Source organism: Paenibacillus sp. FSL R7-0204 (assembly GCF_038002225.1).
Lineage (GTDB): Bacteria > Bacillota > Bacilli > Paenibacillales > Paenibacillaceae > Paenibacillus_AQ.
In genome coordinates, this window is record NZ_JBBOCA010000001.1 from 1,300,482 (window position 1) to 1,316,381 (window position 15,900).

Annotated in this window: 14 protein-coding genes and 16 tRNA genes; 22 read left to right on the forward strand and 8 right to left on the reverse strand. The window is 47.8% G+C overall.

What is annotated here, in order from left to right; genetic code table 11:
- Positions 1-10 precede the first annotated feature (10 nt).
- From MKX42_RS05840 to MKX42_RS05915, 16 genes are all read left to right on the forward strand, one after another.
- Positions 11-86: transfer RNA gene (locus MKX42_RS05840), tRNA-Asn, on the forward strand.
- A 3-nt stretch (positions 87-89) separates the two neighbouring features.
- Positions 90-179, forward strand: a tRNA-Ser gene (locus tag MKX42_RS05845).
- 149 nt (positions 180-328) lie between these two features.
- Positions 329-400, forward strand: a tRNA-Glu gene (locus MKX42_RS05850).
- Between the two features lie 5 nt (positions 401-405).
- Positions 406-481, forward strand: a tRNA-Val gene (locus tag MKX42_RS05855).
- Positions 482-513: 32 nt separating this feature from the next.
- Positions 514-587: transfer RNA gene (locus MKX42_RS05860), tRNA-Met, on the forward strand.
- A 75-nt stretch (positions 588-662) separates the two neighbouring features.
- Positions 663-740, forward strand: a tRNA-Asp gene (locus MKX42_RS05865).
- A gap of 21 nt (positions 741-761) precedes the next feature.
- Positions 762-837, forward strand: a tRNA-Phe gene (locus tag MKX42_RS05870).
- Between the two features lie 15 nt (positions 838-852).
- A tRNA-Thr gene (locus MKX42_RS05875) sits at positions 853-928 on the forward strand.
- A 5-nt stretch (positions 929-933) separates the two neighbouring features.
- Positions 934-1,019 (forward strand) — tRNA-Tyr (locus MKX42_RS05880).
- Between the two features lie 6 nt (positions 1,020-1,025).
- A tRNA-Trp gene (locus MKX42_RS05885) sits at positions 1,026-1,099 on the forward strand.
- Between the two features lie 27 nt (positions 1,100-1,126).
- A tRNA-His gene (locus MKX42_RS05890) sits at positions 1,127-1,202 on the forward strand.
- 49 nt (positions 1,203-1,251) lie between these two features.
- A tRNA-His gene (locus MKX42_RS05895) sits at positions 1,252-1,327 on the forward strand.
- A gap of 20 nt (positions 1,328-1,347) precedes the next feature.
- Positions 1,348-1,422, forward strand: a tRNA-Gln gene (locus MKX42_RS05900).
- Between the two features lie 6 nt (positions 1,423-1,428).
- Positions 1,429-1,503: transfer RNA gene (locus MKX42_RS05905), tRNA-Gly, on the forward strand.
- Positions 1,504-1,511: 8 nt separating this feature from the next.
- A tRNA-Cys gene (locus MKX42_RS05910) sits at positions 1,512-1,585 on the forward strand.
- Positions 1,586-1,614: 29 nt separating this feature from the next.
- A tRNA-Leu gene (locus MKX42_RS05915) sits at positions 1,615-1,693 on the forward strand.
- Positions 1,694-1,942: 249 nt separating this feature from the next.
- On the opposite strand, the gene MKX42_RS05920 is transcribed toward MKX42_RS05915, so the two are convergent.
- Positions 1,943-3,439 carry a monooxygenase gene (locus MKX42_RS05920; RefSeq protein ID WP_340751684.1) on the reverse strand — a complete coding sequence of 499 codons (1,497 nt, stop codon included), beginning with the start codon at positions 3,437-3,439 and terminating at the stop codon, positions 1,943-1,945.
- A 24-nt stretch (positions 3,440-3,463) separates the two neighbouring features.
- Positions 3,464-3,919 carry a RidA family protein gene (locus tag MKX42_RS05925; RefSeq protein ID WP_340751685.1) on the reverse strand — a complete coding sequence of 152 codons (456 nt, stop codon included), beginning with the start codon at positions 3,917-3,919 and terminating at the stop codon, positions 3,464-3,466.
- A gap of 234 nt (positions 3,920-4,153) precedes the next feature.
- Here MKX42_RS05925 and MKX42_RS05930 point away from each other — a divergent pair, with 234 nt between their 5' ends.
- Positions 4,154-4,630: a MarR family transcriptional regulator gene (locus tag MKX42_RS05930; protein ID WP_340751686.1), complete on the forward strand. Its 477-nt coding sequence runs from the start codon at positions 4,154-4,156 to the stop codon at positions 4,628-4,630.
- Between the two features lie 256 nt (positions 4,631-4,886).
- Here the strand turns inward: MKX42_RS05930 and MKX42_RS05935 are convergent, their stop codons facing one another.
- Positions 4,887-6,146, reverse strand: a complete 1,260-nt coding sequence (locus MKX42_RS05935; RefSeq protein ID WP_340751687.1) for a CynX/NimT family MFS transporter — start codon at positions 6,144-6,146, stop codon at positions 4,887-4,889.
- On the reverse strand, positions 6,143-6,577 hold the full coding sequence (locus MKX42_RS05940) for a FadR/GntR family transcriptional regulator (protein WP_340751688.1): 435 nt from the start codon (positions 6,575-6,577) through the stop codon (positions 6,143-6,145). Before MKX42_RS05940 ends, MKX42_RS05935 begins: the two co-directional genes overlap by 4 nt.
- A gap of 107 nt (positions 6,578-6,684) precedes the next feature.
- Here MKX42_RS05940 and MKX42_RS05945 point away from each other — a divergent pair, with 107 nt between their 5' ends.
- Both MKX42_RS05945 and MKX42_RS05950 read left to right on the forward strand, forming a co-directional pair.
- Positions 6,685-7,206, forward strand: coding sequence for a MarR family transcriptional regulator (locus MKX42_RS05945; RefSeq protein ID WP_340751689.1), 522 nt, complete (start codon positions 6,685-6,687; stop codon positions 7,204-7,206).
- Positions 7,207-7,227: 21 nt separating this feature from the next.
- Positions 7,228-7,440, forward strand: a complete 213-nt coding sequence (locus MKX42_RS05950) for a hypothetical protein (protein ID WP_340751690.1) — start codon at positions 7,228-7,230, stop codon at positions 7,438-7,440.
- 68 nt (positions 7,441-7,508) lie between these two features.
- Here MKX42_RS05950 and MKX42_RS05955 read toward each other — a convergent pair whose 3' ends face one another.
- The gene (locus MKX42_RS05955) at positions 7,509-8,078 is read right to left on the reverse strand and encodes a TetR/AcrR family transcriptional regulator (protein ID WP_340751691.1); all 570 of its coding nucleotides are present in this window, start codon (positions 8,076-8,078) and stop codon (positions 7,509-7,511) included.
- 165 nt (positions 8,079-8,243) lie between these two features.
- On the opposite strand from MKX42_RS05955, the gene MKX42_RS05960 reads away from it, so the two are divergent.
- Positions 8,244-9,203 (forward strand): carotenoid biosynthesis protein, encoded by a 960-nt coding sequence (locus MKX42_RS05960; protein ID WP_340751692.1) that lies wholly within the window; start codon positions 8,244-8,246, stop codon positions 9,201-9,203.
- A 109-nt stretch (positions 9,204-9,312) separates the two neighbouring features.
- On the opposite strand, the gene MKX42_RS05965 is transcribed toward MKX42_RS05960, so the two are convergent.
- On the reverse strand, positions 9,313-9,759 hold the full coding sequence (locus MKX42_RS05965; RefSeq protein WP_340751693.1) for a hypothetical protein: 447 nt from the start codon (positions 9,757-9,759) through the stop codon (positions 9,313-9,315).
- Between the two features lie 271 nt (positions 9,760-10,030).
- Positions 10,031-10,951, reverse strand: a complete 921-nt coding sequence (locus tag MKX42_RS05970; protein WP_340751694.1) for an aldo/keto reductase — start codon at positions 10,949-10,951, stop codon at positions 10,031-10,033.
- Between the two features lie 157 nt (positions 10,952-11,108).
- On the opposite strand from MKX42_RS05970, the gene MKX42_RS05975 reads away from it, so the two are divergent.
- Positions 11,109-11,501, forward strand: a complete 393-nt coding sequence (locus MKX42_RS05975; protein ID WP_340751695.1) for a MerR family transcriptional regulator — start codon at positions 11,109-11,111, stop codon at positions 11,499-11,501.
- Between the two features lie 108 nt (positions 11,502-11,609).
- Positions 11,610-14,690: a glycoside hydrolase family 2 TIM barrel-domain containing protein gene (locus MKX42_RS05980; protein WP_340751696.1), complete on the forward strand. Its 3,081-nt coding sequence runs from the start codon at positions 11,610-11,612 to the stop codon at positions 14,688-14,690.
- 50 nt (positions 14,691-14,740) lie between these two features.
- Here the strand turns inward: MKX42_RS05980 and MKX42_RS05985 are convergent, their stop codons facing one another.
- Positions 14,741-15,622 (reverse strand): helix-turn-helix transcriptional regulator, encoded by an 882-nt coding sequence (locus tag MKX42_RS05985; protein ID WP_340751697.1) that lies wholly within the window; start codon positions 15,620-15,622, stop codon positions 14,741-14,743.
- Positions 15,623-15,900: the final 278 nt, after the last annotated feature.

Here is a 15,900-nt window from a genome sequence, read left to right on the forward strand (position 1 = left end):
GCATGTATATTCCCTGATAGCTCAGTTGGTAGAGCACTCGACTGTTAATCGAGTTGTCACAGGTTCGAGTCCTGTTCGGGGAGCCATATGGAGAGGTGTCCGAGTTTGGCCGAAGGAGCACGATTGGAAATCGTGTAGGCGCCACAAGCGTCTCGAGGGTTCGAATCCCTCTCTCTCCGTAGCATTACTTCTCTGCAAAGGGATGAGAACCCTCAGTGGTTCGTTGGAGCATAGGCTTCGTTAGCACTGCTTCGCAATCTCGTAACGAAGTGAAGAGTATCCCTCTCTCTCCGTAGCATTACTTCTCACTGAAGTTTTTACACAGCATGGCTCGTTGGTCAAGGGGTTAAGACACCTCCCTTTCACGGAGGTAACATGGGTTCGAATCCCATACGAGTCATATATGGAGGCTTAGCTCAGCTGGGAGAGCATCTGCCTTACAAGCAGAGGGTCGGGGGTTCGAACCCCTCAGCCTCCACCATCTATCTTAACCGAATAGATTTTGTACAATGACGCGGGGTGGAGCAGCCCGGTAGCTCGTCGGGCTCATAACCCGAAGGCCGCAGGTTCAAATCCTGCCCCCGCAATTTATCCCCACAAAGTGAAGAGATGCTCTGTAGCATATTCCGAATACTTTCCGGGGACCCCAAAGTGCCAAACATGGAACCGTGGTGTAGTTGGCCTAACATGCCTGCCTGTCACGCAGGAGATCGCGGGTTCGAATCCCGTCGGTTCCGCCATTTTTACCAAAACATTTATATGGCTCGGTAGCTCAGTCGGTAGAGCAAAGGACTGAAAATCCTTGTGTCGGGGGTTCGATTCCCTCCCGCGCCACCATATACAACTTAATATGCCGGTGTAGCTCAATTGGTAGAGCAACTGACTTGTAATCAGTAGGTTGGGGGTTCAAGTCCTCTCGCCGGCACCATCCGTGGAGGCTTAGCGAAGTGGCCAAACGCATCAGACTGTAAATCTGCTCACGTACGTGTTCGGTGGTTCGAATCCATCAGCCTCCACCATTTTTTAGGGGCATAGTTTAAAGGTAGAACAACGGTCTCCAAAACCGTTGGTGTGGGTTCAATTCCTGCTGCCCCTGCCAAGTAATTTCATATAAAAGAATCATATGGCGACCGTGGCGAAGGGGTTAACGCACCGGATTGTGGTTCCGGCATTCGTGGGTTCGAGACCCATCGGTCGCCCCATTTTCTTTTATAAGAATTACATAGGAATACAACTTAAAAGCTTCACATGGCGACCGTGGCGAAGGGGTTAACGCACCGGATTGTGGTTCCGGCATTCGTGGGTTCGAGACCCATCGGTCGCCCCATTTTCTTTTAAAAAATATATTGGGGATTAGCCAAGCGGTAAGGCAACGGACTTTGACTCCGTCATTCATAGGTTCGATTCCTATATCCCCAGCCATTATATGCGGACGTGGCTCAGCGGTAGAGCATCGCCTTGCCAAGGCGAGGGTCGCGGGTTCGATTCCCGTCGTCCGCTCCATTTCATGTGGTGCCATAGCCAAGTGGTAAGGCAAAGCTCTGCAAAAGCTTTATCCCCAGTTCAAATCTGGGTGGCACCTCCATTATTTTTCTGGAAATTATATATGTATACGCCGGCGTGGCGGAATGGCAGACGCGCTCGACTCAAAATCGAGTGGGAAACCGTGGAGGTTCGAGTCCTCTCGCCGGTATAATTTTAGTAAGAACAGCCCATTAGATGAAAAGTCTAATGGGCTGTTCTTATTTTTCCGAATCATTTCCGCTACCGCAAAAATTCCTCCAGTCGCCAGTTCCGCCGGCCGGTCAAGGATAACGAGCGCCACCGGGAGTTCCTTGGCTTCGACCCTAGCAAGACAACACTGCGTGATTTTAGTTTATCCAGACGCCCCCAAATACAAGTTCACCCAATGGGAAGGCAGTTACACACCCCAAACGAATTACTACACGGTAATGTCTCCACACCAGCGAATGATTCCTTCTTTTATGATTTGAATTGGATTGGGATCGGATAGAGAAATCGCCCAGGCAATATGTCCATCCGGCCGAATAAGCGCCGTGTGGACGTCGTTCCAATCCGCATCAGCCTCAGCTAAAGAGGCATGTACAACTTGAAGGTTGCTATACGTTTCCCATTGACCGCTATTCTGTTCATTAGAATGGAAATGCAACAGAAGAAAAGTACCTTTGTGCAGGAGTGGATAGGAGTTAATTAATTGCCCGTCTTTCAGCTTTAAGCTTAGATCTTTGAAACGTTTCCCGTTTAAAGGATGGGAACGCGCTTCAGCGCCGGGTGCATAATGTACGTCCAGGGCGGAAATTTGTGCAGCGATTTGATAATTAGCCTCCGGTATTTGAATCAGATTAGCCAGCATGCTTCGCAGTTCCGTGATGAGAGGCGTCACGTCCAGAAGCAGGGTTTGGACCTCGGTATTCCGGAGCAAGGCCGTATTCCATGGAAAACGTTCGGCATGATAACTGTCTAATAGCCAGTCTGGAGCCCAGCCTTTGATTGCTCCTGCAAGCTTCCAGCCTAGGTTCATCGCTTCTTGTAAGCCGACGTTCATTCCCTGTCCACCAGCGGGAAAATGAATATGCGCCGAATCTCCCGCCAAGAACAATCGACCATTCCGATAGCGTCCCGCTTGCCGTGTAGCATTTCCAAATCGGGACATCCATTTCACATCGTTCAATCCCAGGTCGCTTCCAGTCGTACGGATGAGCGATGAACGAAACTCTTCCAATGTAACGCTCTCATCCTTGGAGACGTTTCGTCTCTCCATATCGATCATCAAGACTCGATAGATATGATCATCTATTGGAATGATGCTGACCAATCCTTGTTCTGTAATTCGGGATATGACACTCATAGGAGCCAAATCAGATAGAACGGCATCCCCCAGAATAGCCGTGAAGGTGGCATCTGTACCTTCAAAGGATATATTTGCGTGTTTGCGAACCAAGCTTCTGGCTCCATCCGTACCTACCACATAAGCTGATCTTAACGTTGTTTCTCCGTGCGGTCCCGCGATCTTAACGTTGACCCCATTCTCATCCTGATGCACAGACAGAGCCTCAACCTCTCTCAAGACCTCCGCGCCAAGACTAAGAGTCCAGTCCTCCAGCACCTTCTCAGTCTCACTCTGCGGTAAAAAGACGGTATGATTGGAAGAAGAATCCAACACCGAGAAATTCAAAGGAGTTTCTAATCCTGCGAAATGTCCTCTCGAAAGTAAGCGGCCTTGCTTGATTAATTTTGATTTCACTCCACGCATATCTAATATTTCAAGCGTGCGTGGATGTACGGTAAGCGCACGTGAATATGGGGTTGTCTCCTTTAGTCGCTCAATGACGCATACCTTTACACCGGCTAAGGCCAATTCTCCAGCCAACATCATGCCGACAGGACCGCCACCGATCAGGATGACTTCATATTTCATATTTATAACCTCTTTTCTTATACATTATGGGAAGATCACGATAGCGTCTATTTCGATAAGCCATTCAGGATCGGCTAGTGCTTGAACGCCTATATAGGTACTTGCTGTCTTCGGCCAGTTAGGGCCAAACACATGAAATCCGGCGTCAAAAATAATCGAAATCAAATCCGGGCAGTGGTTAACGACAAAAATATTCATTTTTGCAATGCACAAGGGATCCGCTTGCACGGCTTCCAATGCATACTTAAGATTGGTGAACACTTGAATCGCTTGCGCGTAATAGTCCCCTGAACCGATCAATGCTCCTGATTCATCTACAGAAACCTGACCTGAGATGAAAGCCAGTTTGGAGGCAGTAGTTACCACGACATGAGAAATTACAGATGTAACCTTGTCCGTCAATATCTTCGGATTCACAATTTCCATAGGCAGGTAGGCTCCATTCCCATATTTATAAATCTTCTCTTGAAAAGTGGTCAAGTATTTCCAGTAAACCTCCTTCATCAATTATTGTTTCGTTGGAACCTTTTTTACTGCCTGTTAAAACAAGTGTGATGAAAATTATATTCTACTTTTGTTTCATATGAAACAATATAAGTTTACTTTGTTGCTATTTGTCCTGTCAACCCTAATATCAATAAGTGTATGAATATTGTTTCACAGAGAACAATCTATGATATAATAAAAAAAACAAATTGAGGAGCCAGTATAATCATGGATACTGCCAGTAAGAACAAAACCGCCATTCATGAATTTTTCGTTCAGTTTCTTGAGCAAAAAGAGCAATATGAAGCCCGAATAACTGCCACATACCTGGAGGATATCCGGAAACATATTGAATCGGAATTCAGCTTGAATATGACGGAACTGCACATCATTGCGTGCATCGGTGAGCAGGAGCCGATCAATCTCACTTCCATCGCGGAGAGAATAAATTTAAGCAAAGGAAATACCTCCAAGATCGCAAATAAATTACTAAAGGCAGGTTGGGTTCGAAAAGCCCAGCTCAACGACAACAAAAAGGAAGTGTATTTTCGGCTAACGTCTGTCGGCAAAAAGCTATTTGCTGCTCATGATGAGCTTCATGCGAAGGAAAAGCAAAGAATGTACGAATTTTTGGGGAAATATAACGAAAGCGAGCTTGAATTTATTAAACGCTTGTTTGGAGATATGGTTGACTTCTATCGCTAACGTACTTCTCATCTGAGCATAAAGGGGTTAACTTTCCGGGTACAAGAGCTCAATAATCATAAAGCAGCTTAGTATTCATTCGATTTGAAAAAAAACGAGTCTATGCTACTATCAGAAAGCGAGATTGCAGTAAACCTGGGTGGTACCGCGAAACAATCCCCTTTCGTCCCTGTATGAGCTGACCGCTGTCAGTTCGATGTCTACAGCCATGAATGCCCCTCCAGCCTAATAGATGGGGGAATGGTACGACAATCTTTTAATTTTTTGCGCGCTGGTCATTCGCCAAACCCACAAATTGATTTCTGGCCGCACCTAGACCAATGATACCGAGTAGGGCAGAAGCGCCAAGCAAAATCAGGAGTGGAGTACTCCAACTATGAGTGGCGTCATGCAAGTATCCAATCAGCGCTGGGCCAATGGCTGCCAGCAGATATCCTATGGATTGGGCCATGCCCGATAATTCTGCCGCTTGATGAGCACTTTGGGTGCGCAAGCCGAAGAACATCATAGACAAGCCAAAGGCAAAGCCCGCTCCAATTCCCAGAATAATCACCCACAACAGAAGCAGTTGGATACTGCTATAGAGCAGCCCAAGTGTTCCGATCAAAAGCAGGATTGTTGTAATGATCACTAATGAACGTTGGTTAGACATACGCCCTGCCATAACAGGAACGATAAATGCAAAGGGGAGGGAAGCCATAATCAGAACCGAGAGAAACCAGCCGGATTGACTCGAACTGATGCCTTGTTCTTTTAGGATTTCAGGGAGCCAGGCTACCAGCACATAGAAAATAGCTGATTGTATTCCCATAAACAGAGTCACCTGCCAAGCTAATGGGGAACGCCATATTTTAACCTGATGGTTCTTACCTGTGCTGTTACCACTAATGGCGGGTTTCGTTGGAGTCTTGAGCAGCGGTATCCAAAATAGAATGGAGATGAAGCTAAGTATTCCCCATACTCCCAGGGCACCTTGCCAGTTCATACCTGCTCCCACAGCTAAGGGAATACTAATACCGGAAGCAATTGCCCCGCATAGATTCATGGAAACCGAATAGACCCCTGTCATAGTCCCCATTTGCTGTGGAAATTCGCGTTTAATCAGGCTGGGAAGTAATACATTACATATAGTAATAGCAAATCCTAGAATTGCGGTTCCAACATATAAAGTTGCTGCACCGGATAAGGACCGAACAGCAATACCGATGACTAAAAAAATAAGAGAAATCAGGATAATTCGTTCTACACCATATTTCCGTCCTAATTTGGGTACAAAAGGTGATAATGAGGCAAATGCAATTAGTGGAACTGTTGTAATCAGGCCTGCTAAAGTATTAGAAATGTGCACGTTGTCCCGAATAAGACTGACCAATGGTCCCACCGATGTGAGGGGGGCGCGCAAATTCGCTGCGATGAAAATAATTCCTACGACCATGAACCAGAGTGTCGCTTGCTTCCGAATACCGGTATTGGATATTCCATCTTGCTTGTTTAACAATTGTTCCGGTGAACTCATAGATGTTCCTCCTGTGTACGGGCTTTGTCAATGTATAAACGAACAGCCTCCTCCGCTTGATGACCATTCTGATCAGCAATGGCTTGATAGAGCAGGGCGTGAGAGTCGAGATAAAAATCCACGTTTTTGAGATCCTTCATTTCCAAAATCATGTTTTGCAGCGCCTCGGAAATGTGATTGTACAAATTCGCCATTAGTTGGTTATGTGAAGCGGCTATCACCATTTTGTGAAACTCCACATCCCAGTGGGCGTAAGCTTCAAAATCTTGCTGAACGGCTGCTTGTCTGCACTGGTCAAGGCATGTGCGAAGTGCCGCCAGATCTTCTTCGTCTCTCCTGAGCGCAGCCAGGGCAGCCGCCTCTCTTTCTAATGCATACCGGACCTCCAGGCTCTCGAACTTATCGGTATGCTCAATTACTTTTCTAATCACTGACCCCAAAACACTGGAGGAGCAGACATAAGTCCCATCCCCTTGTCTGGTCTTGAGCAGACCCGCATAGGTTAGAGCCCGAATCGCTTCCCTTAGGGAGATGTGATTTGGAGTTTCAAAATCATTCTAAAGGTCACCTTTACGAGCAATATATCCGAATGCTGCATTTGAACGAATTATATACAGAACATGAAATTAACGTGTTTCGGGAGCAAGCCCAAAAGCTTCAGATTGATATACTCTCCAATAATATTACCAGTGTACACGTCATTGATTGCATTGGTGATCATGAGCCAATCAATCATACCGGAATTACCAAAAGAATGAATTTGTCCAAAGCAAGTATTACAAATATTAGTTCAAAGTTATTGGAGATGGGTTTCATTGTGAGAAGTCAAATGAACAACAACCGGAAGGAAAGTTATTTCAGTCTAACAGATAAGGGAAGACAGGTTTATCAACTGCACCAAAAGATGCATCAAGAGAAAGAAGAGGGCTTCTACCAATTCATTGATTCTTATTCAGAGGCTGAGTTACAGACGATCGGAAAATTCATGAGTGATTTGTTAGCACGTGCTGAAAAACACTATGGAAAGGGAGCTAGCGAGAATGACGACACGACAGATTGAGATGGAAGGAAGCATAGGCCGATGAAGAAGAAAAATCCGGACCTATCAGAGTTAGATCAGATTGCCAGGGAAAAAAGGAAGGTTCAATTTTACCTCAGATTGATGTTGGGATTGGGCTCAAGCTGTGGTGTGATGGTACCTATTGAACCTTTTTTTACGACTTTAAATGAGCTTTCCGCTAAAGAGGCCGCACTTTTACAAGCAGCAAAAGATCAACCGGATCATTCAGAATGAAAATGAATGTTGGCAAAAGAGCAGAGAAGCGGCCCGCAAAAAAGAGGGACCGCTTCATTTTTTATGATTTATAATTCCTCGGAGTAAAATGCTTTGGATACTGCCTCTGTGGCTTTATCAATAAAAGCTGCAACTTTACTGGGGCTTTCCTTCAGGCCACTGCTCACCCACTTTTTAATAATGGCTATAGTGCCATGAGCGGTAAACGTATACCAGGACTCAAATAATTGTGGATCAAAATATTTTAATTCCTGCTTCCATCGCTCAATCGTTAAATCGTGACTGATATACAGGATCCTTTCTAATAATTCTTTATCACCATGCTCGGAGAACAGAACCTCACATATCGTTTTATTCGCTTTTATATACTTACATAATTCATAAGATAGCTTTTGAGGGTTGGAAGAATTAATCCCAAGCTGCTTAATTTCTTCGTAAAGATCATTTTCGATCGTTGCAAGAAGCTCAAACTGATTCGCATAGTGTGAATAAAAGGTGTTGCGGTTAATCCCTGCTTCTCTGCAAATGTCGGTCACTGTAACTTTATTGATAGACCGTTCTGTCAACAGCTTCAACAGGCTTTCTTTGATCACCATTTTTGTATATCTCACTCTGTGATCTGTTTTTTTGTCTTCCATATTATCCTCCCAATTTAAAATAATAAAATAGTAAATGAACAAATCTAATGTGATTTGTATGATAACTAACATATCTCAATCGAACAGCCTGTTGTTTAAGTAACACAGTGAAATTATAATTTACTTGAACGTTCAATTCAAATTCAACTTAAATGGAGGTAAAATATGGGTGATATAACTGTCGTACCTGTATGGATAATTCAAGATATTAGCGTCTTGATTGCTGCTGTTCTAATGGTTTTTTATATCCTTGATAAGGAAACGCATCCCAAAACAGTTCTGCTGCAATTTCTTGGTTTTGTATTTTTTTACGCCGCTGTTTTTGAAATTACTGCTTCATCGCTTGGGGAAGGGTTCTACGCCTACGGGCGGAGTATTTTGATGTTATTTAATATACCGATTACTGTTCCTATTATTGAGTTTCTGATTATTTATTCCACTTTACGTGTTCTGAAGTCTGTAAATATACCTTCCTGGACGAAACCGTTTATTACGGGATTGAGCGCTATGGTGTTTGACTTTTCACTCGACCCGGTGGCCGTTAAACAGATTTATGAGACCTTGGATGGAACCATTGCCAGATGGACGTATTATCCGCTGGCCGGTGAACCTCAAATCTATGGGGAACCGGTGATGAATTTTACAGGATGGATTTATATAGCGGGGTATTGGACCGTCTTTATTCTGATAGGGGAATGGTGGCATAAAAAGAAAGGCTACAGTAAAACCGTTGGTTACATCTATCCGTTTCTGGCGGCCCTTGCATCATTGGCTTGTATGTTCTCACCGTTATCTAACTTCTTTAATTATATGGGGCCGTTCTTTGAAAGAACCTCTAATATGCAATGGGTGATGTTGATTGCACTTTCTGTAATTACAGTCGGAGTTTTAGCATTAACGTTTACAAAGTTCTGGGACCGGAAGATTAATTATTCAATCACTCCGAAAAAAGACTTTCCGATCATGTTTACCTTCCTGGGATTCCCCCTGGTTAACACTATATTTTGCCTTATAGGAGGTTTCACGGAAGTCTTGTGGCTGGTCGTTCTGGCTCAGATCATATTAATGGTAGCCTGGATCGGAATTTATAGGATGGGTAAAAAAGCAAGACCAATCGCGAGGTAGTTAAAGAAAACAGAAAACACCGCCAGACTTTAGACCTCTTTTGGTCTGAAGCTGGCGGTGTTTTTTGAAATTCTGTAAATAACGGTCGCAGAGAAGGAAGGACAATAATTTAATAAACAGCAATTACATAATTATTGGGACTAGTCGGGTAGGTTGCGGCGGTTATATCAATGTTACAAGTCGAACCCGGCTGTATTATAATGTCATATACATAGAGTCCGGGTTGCTGTGACATAGGGTGTATTCTCCCTGAACCAGTAAAATTAATGTACGAAGGATAATGATTTGCCCCCGAGCTGTTAACAGTTAGTTGATATCCCCGGGCGTACGGACTACTATTAGTAATTTTGAATGACTCTGTTGCTCCAGGAGCTAATGTACGATAAGAGCTATAGCCCGAATCTATTTGAGTAAAGGACGCGGCGGCAACAATCTCAGCCGATGTATCCGCAGATTCAGTAGCAGCATTAACATTTGACGGGATCAACAGTGAACCAAAAATAATAGAAGCGCTTAATAATGCGATATAACTTTTCTTTAGCTTGTTAATAACCATTATTATGTTCCTCCCAAGTATTTATAGTAGACTGGCCAGTCTCTACTAATACCATACCATAATTTACAAAATTTTGAAACTGGATATCAAATTCAAATTGTGACAAAATAACATGTAATGTAATAAATAAGCACCAAATAAAGATTCTTAGAATTAATGAATACAAAAAACTCGCAAGAACCTTGAATTTACAAGGATTTTTGCGAGTTTTAGCATTTTTCATTTTATAGTGAGTCTAGTTTCCAATCTCTATTACTATTCAGGCCATACCTTAAGGCAGCACATTCCCTGCTGCGCGGTAAATCTCGTACCATTCCTCACGGCTGAGGGTGATGCTTGAGGCCTTGGCGATGTCGAGCAGGCGTGCGGTGTTGGTGGTGCCGACAATCGGCTGCATTTTGGCCGGATGGCGAAGCAGCCAGGCGGTCGCGATGGCGGTATCGGTTACCTCTTTTTCTGCGGCAAGGCGGTTAATCACTTCATTCACCTTAGGGAATTTCTCGTTGCCGAGGAATACGCCCTCGAAGAAGCCATATTGGAATGGCGACCAGGGCTGGATGGTCATATCATGCAGGCGGCTGTATTCCAGGATTCCGCCATCGTGGACTACAGAACCCGCATTGGTCATGTTGACGTTGAAGCCGGCATCTATCATGCCGGTAACCATGATGCTGAGCTGAAGCTGATTGAACAGGAGGGGCTGCTTAACGTTCTTTTTCAATAGTTCAATCTGTAGCGGGTTCTGGTTGCTGACACCGAAATGCTTGACCAGCCCTCTGCGTTCAAGATCATCGAAGGCTTCCGCCACTTCTTCCGGCTCCATCAGGGTGTCGGGGCGGTGGAGGAGAAGGACATCTACATAATCAGTCTGCAACCGCTTCAGGCTGTTCTCTACTGAACTCACAATATGCTCTTTGGAGAAGTCGAAGAAGCCGTTACGGATGCCGCATTTGGCCTGAATCATCAGCCGGTCGCGCATGCCGGGATTTGCTGCCAGTACGTTACCGAATACTTCCTCTGCCTGACCGCCGGCATAAATATCTGCATGGTCGAAAAAGTCTATGCCCACCTCAAGGGCGCTGTGGATATGGACTTCAGCCTCTTTGGGGGACAGATCCGCGATCCGCATACAGCCGAGTGAAATCTCGGATACCTCAAGAGCACCGTTAGCGACATTAATTCTTTTTACCATTAATTATTCACTCCTTAAATGAAGGTATAGTGTAAGCTTAGACCTTAGAGTTAGGTGTAAGTCAATAGAATCATAGAGTGGCTGTTCATAGAAACGGATTGGTGTTACCTTTACATATAGGTGAAGCCAGCCATGGTTGGCAGAAAGGAGCTGCACGATGGGATACAGTATCAAAACCATAGCACAAAAAAGCGGACTGAGCCAATATACGCTGCGTTACTATGAACGGGAAGGGGTATTGCCGGTTGTGGGCAGGGATGCCAATGGCAACCGTTGCTTCAATGACGAGGATCTGGAACTGATCTCGTTAATCTGCTGCCTGAAGGATACCGGCATGGCTATCGCTGATATTAAGCAATTCATCGCGCTCTCTCAGGAAGGCAGAGAAGCCTTGCCTGACCAGCGCAGGCTGCTGCAGGAGCATAAACAGCATATTGATGAGAAGATCAAGTTCTTTCAGAGTTTTGCCCGGAAGATTGACCATAAGATCTCTTATTTTGCATCATTGGAGAATGAAGCGAAAGCCTCCGGAAATCACAAAACCACCTGAAAAGTAAGTTATCTGCACCGAAGTTGTGATCCTGCTCTGGGAGCCCGGGCAAACTTTGGGTAGAATAAGGAACAGATTCACTTCAAGAAGATGAAGGAGGACACTATAATGTCAGGCAATGAACCAAGTCTGGATTGGCTAAGTGATGTATCTGTATTTAAGGTGAACCGGTTGGAAGCGCATTCGGATCACCGCTATTATAAAACGATGGAGGAAGCGGAGAGACAAGCTCCCATGGCGCTGCGCCACTCTCTGAACGGAGACTGGAAATTCAGTTATGCGGTGAATGCGGCAGCCCGTGTGCAGGATTTCTATAAGACGGAATATGATACGAGCGGCTGGGGGGACATCCAGGTGCCCGGTCATATCCAGCTTCAGGGGTACGGCAGGCCGCAATATGCCAATACGATGTACCCATGGGACGGTCTGGATGCTGTAAGGCCGCCGGAGATTCCGGTGAGCAGTAATACAGTGGGCAGCTATGTGAAGGTGTTTGAGGTTCCGGCGGCTATGGAGCAGGGGCCGGTCTTTATTTCTTTTCAGGGGGTAGAGGCGGCTTGTTATGTCTGGTTGAACGGGCACTTCGTCGGCTACAGTGAAGACAGCTTCACCCCTGCGGAATTCGAATTGACACCCTATCTGCAGGAAGGAGCCAATAAGCTGGCGGTTGAGGTGTATCAGCGTTGTACGGGGAGTTGGCTGGAGGATCAGGATTTCTGGCGGTTCTCGGGGATTTTTCGTGAGGTGTATCTGTATACGGTTCCTGAGATGCACGTACAGGATCTGCGGATTCAGGCGGGGCTGGATGCTTCCTATCAGAAAGGCAAGGTAACGGCTGAACTTCGTATGGCAACTGAGGCTGAGGCTGTGATTCGGGTGGAGCTGAAGGATGCAGCAGGCGTTGTAGTTGCGAATACAGAAGGACGGGCTGTGGCGGGTAAGGTGACTCTAAGCTTGGATGCGGGCAAGGTATTCCTGTGGAGCGCGGAGAATCCTTACCTGTACAACGTCTGTATCTCTGTGTGTAATGGCGAAGGGGAGCTGATGGAGGCTATTGTGCAGCGGGCGGGCTTCCGAACCTTCGAGCTGAAGGACAAGCTGATGCTGCTGAACGGCAAACGGATCATGTTCAAAGGCGTCAACCGCCACGAGTTCAACCCCCGTACAGGACGGAACATCTCCAGGGAAGATATGATCCAGGATATCATCATCCTGAAGCAGAATAATATCAACGCGGTACGGACCTCGCATTATCCGAACCAGACGCTCTGGTATGAGCTGTGCGATGAATACGGGGTGTATGTCATTGATGAGATGAACCTGGAGTCCCATGGCTCGTGGCAGAAGATGGGCGCCGTTGAGCCGTCCTGGAACATTCCCGGGGATAAGCCGGAGTGGGAGGGGATTGTCATGGACCGGGCGGTCTCGATGCTGGAGCGCGATAAAAATCATCCGTCGATCCTGATCTGGTCCTGCGGCAATGAATCGTATGCGGGTGAGGTTATCCTGAAGGTGTCCCATTACTTCCGCAAGGCTGATCCGGGACGGCTGGTCCATTATGAAGGAGTCTTCCATAACCGCAAATATAATGACAGCAGTGATATGGAGAGCCGGATGTATGCCAAGCCCGCCGACATTGTAGAATACCTGGAGAATCAGCCTGATAAGCCGTATATCAGCTGTGAATACATGCATGCTATGGGGAATTCAGTAGGGGGACTCCATAAATATATCGAGCTGGAGAGCCGTTATCCCCTGTATCAGGGCGGCTTCATCTGGGATTACATCGATCAGGCGCTGGTAGCCAAGAACCGTTACGGTGAAGAGTATCTGGCGTATGGCGGGGATTTCGATGACCGGCCAACGGACTACAGCTTCTGCGGAAATGGGATTGTGTTCGCTGACCGGACGATCACGCCGAAGATGCAAGAGGTGAAGTTCCTCTACCAGAATATCCGGCTTGTTCCTGAACGGGACGCGGTGACAGTGGTCAACGGGAATCTGTTCGAGGGGACGGAGCGGCTGCTGCTGGAGTTCCGGTTATTGAGAGAGGGACGGGAGATCTTCAAGGGGCAGCAGGAGATCCATGTGGCTGCGCAGGAGGAGGCGCGGATTGCGCTGGAACTGCCGGATGTGTCAGCAGCTCCTGGGGAGTACACTCTGGCTGTAGGTCTTACGCTGAAGGAAGCCGAGCTATGGGCGGAGCCGGGGTTCGAGACGGCTTATGGAGAGCATGTCTTCCGCGTCGAAGCAGCTCGCGTCGAAGCGGGCGGGGCAAAAGCAGGCCGAGAAACGGCGCTGTTGCCTGCGGCAGCGGAGTTCGGCGTCATTGAAGGGGATGTGAACATTGGGGTCACCGGACGCGGCTTCTCCGCCCTGTTCTCTAAACAGGCGGGCTCCCTGGTGTCGCTCTGCCATGGGGGGCGTGAGATGATTGCGACTCCTCCGGTTCCGCTGTTCTGGCGGGCAACGACCGACAATGATAAGGGGACTGCAATGGGGTACCATGCCGGCGGCTGGTTCGCGGCCAGTCTGGCCCGCCAGTGCACGGCGGTCAGCCTGCACACCGAAGCAGACCGGGCTACGGTCAGCTTCGACTATGCCTTCAGCATCAGCAGTGAGCTGAAGGCAAGCATTGAGTACACGGTCCATGCCGATGGCAGCGTCCGTGTCCGCATGGTCTATGCCGGGGCAGACGGCTTGCCGGATGTGCCGATGGTGGCGGTATCCTTCCGTATGTCGGCAGACTACGAGGCCTCCGAGTGGTATGCCTGCGGACCGGAAGAGAACTACAGCGACCGCGCGTATGGAGCGCGGCTCACCCGCTTCCGGCGGAAGGTGGCGGAGCTGCCGTCGCCGTATCTGGTGCCGCAGGAATCCGGCAACCGGACGGGCGTCCGTGAGGTGAGCATCACGGACAGCCGGGGTTATGGGCTGCGGGTTCAGGCGGCTGCAGGCCAGCCGCTGGAATGTACGCTGTCACCGTATACAGCGTTCGAGCTGGAGCAGGCAGCACATGCTTATGAGCTGCCTAAGGTGCACTATACGGTTGTCACCCTCGCGGCACAGCAGATGGGTGTGGGCGGGGATGACAGCTGGGGAGCGCCGGTGCATCCGGAGTACCGGATCGCAGCGGATCAGCCGCTGGAATTCGAATTCACGCTGACGGCGGCATTGCCGGAAGCGTAATAATCACGAAGTAAACAGGCCATCAGCGTATGTTTCGCTGATGGCCTGTTTTATGAGAAGCGTTGCCGGTACTCTCGCGGCGAAAGTCCCTCTAGCTTCATGAAGCTGGAGCTGAAGTAGGAGGATTGGTTGAAGCCGACCTCTTCGGCAATCCGGGCGATCGGGAAGCTGGTCTGCATCAGCAGCAGCTTGCTCTGCCCGATCCGGTAGCGCAGCAGATATTCCATCGGCGAACAGCCATACACCTTGTTCATGCAGCGGGCAATATAGACCGGATGAAAGTTAAGGCTGTCGCCCAGCATGGCGGTTGTAATCTCTTCCCGGTAGTGGGTGCGGAGATAGGCGGCGGCCTGCTCGGCACATAGGGTGGTCTGGGAGCTACGGTGCTCCGGGTTGACAGAAGCGGCCAGTTGCTGCAGAAGATCCTGGAAGAGGAGCTGTTGCCGGAAGCGGACGGCTTCGAGGTGGGCGGTGGCCTGCAATTGCGTGAGCTGCTCCAATACCTCGTAAGCTCTGTCCGGCAGAAGTAAGTTAACAAACTGGGATAATACCAGATTGAAGGAGCTGATATCGAATAGAGAAACGGGAAGCTCTCCTGTAGTCTCGTTCGGGTTGCCGGAAGCGGGCCTTATCACGGATGAAGCAGGCAGGTCATGGAAGGTCTGAAAGTGAAGCCAATGGTAGGCCGTCTCTTCCTTGCAGCCTTCGGTTCCAAAGTGGTGGCAGTCGGGGCGCAGGATCAAGGCATCTCCTGCCTTCACGGTGAACTGCTGCTCCTCCTCGCCGATATACAGGCATCCCTGTTGGACAATGAGCAAATCAAATACCTTGATCTGCTGGCGGCTCCGGTGCTTATAACCGGGCTGGCAGTGATTGAGGCCGCTGGCTATATAATGCGGCAGGGGAGGGATGCGGAACAGAAGCGGGTTCATAGGCTGGCCTCCTGAAGAAAAGTTTGGATATTGAAAGTTTAGGTTGGAGAATTAGTACATTTTCCAGAGTATATCACCTATAATTTATTACAGGCAAGTTTAAATCATAGAGCTATGATAGGTCCTGCGCGACCACCCGAATTCCCCCGGATTCTGCTCCTTAAGGAGTATTCCGGGGGCTTATTTGCGTTGAACTTGCGATTACTGCACAAATGTATGATAAGTGCACAGTGCGGTTAGCCGTAAAGTACAGGAATATCCCGAAGATTCACTGTTCA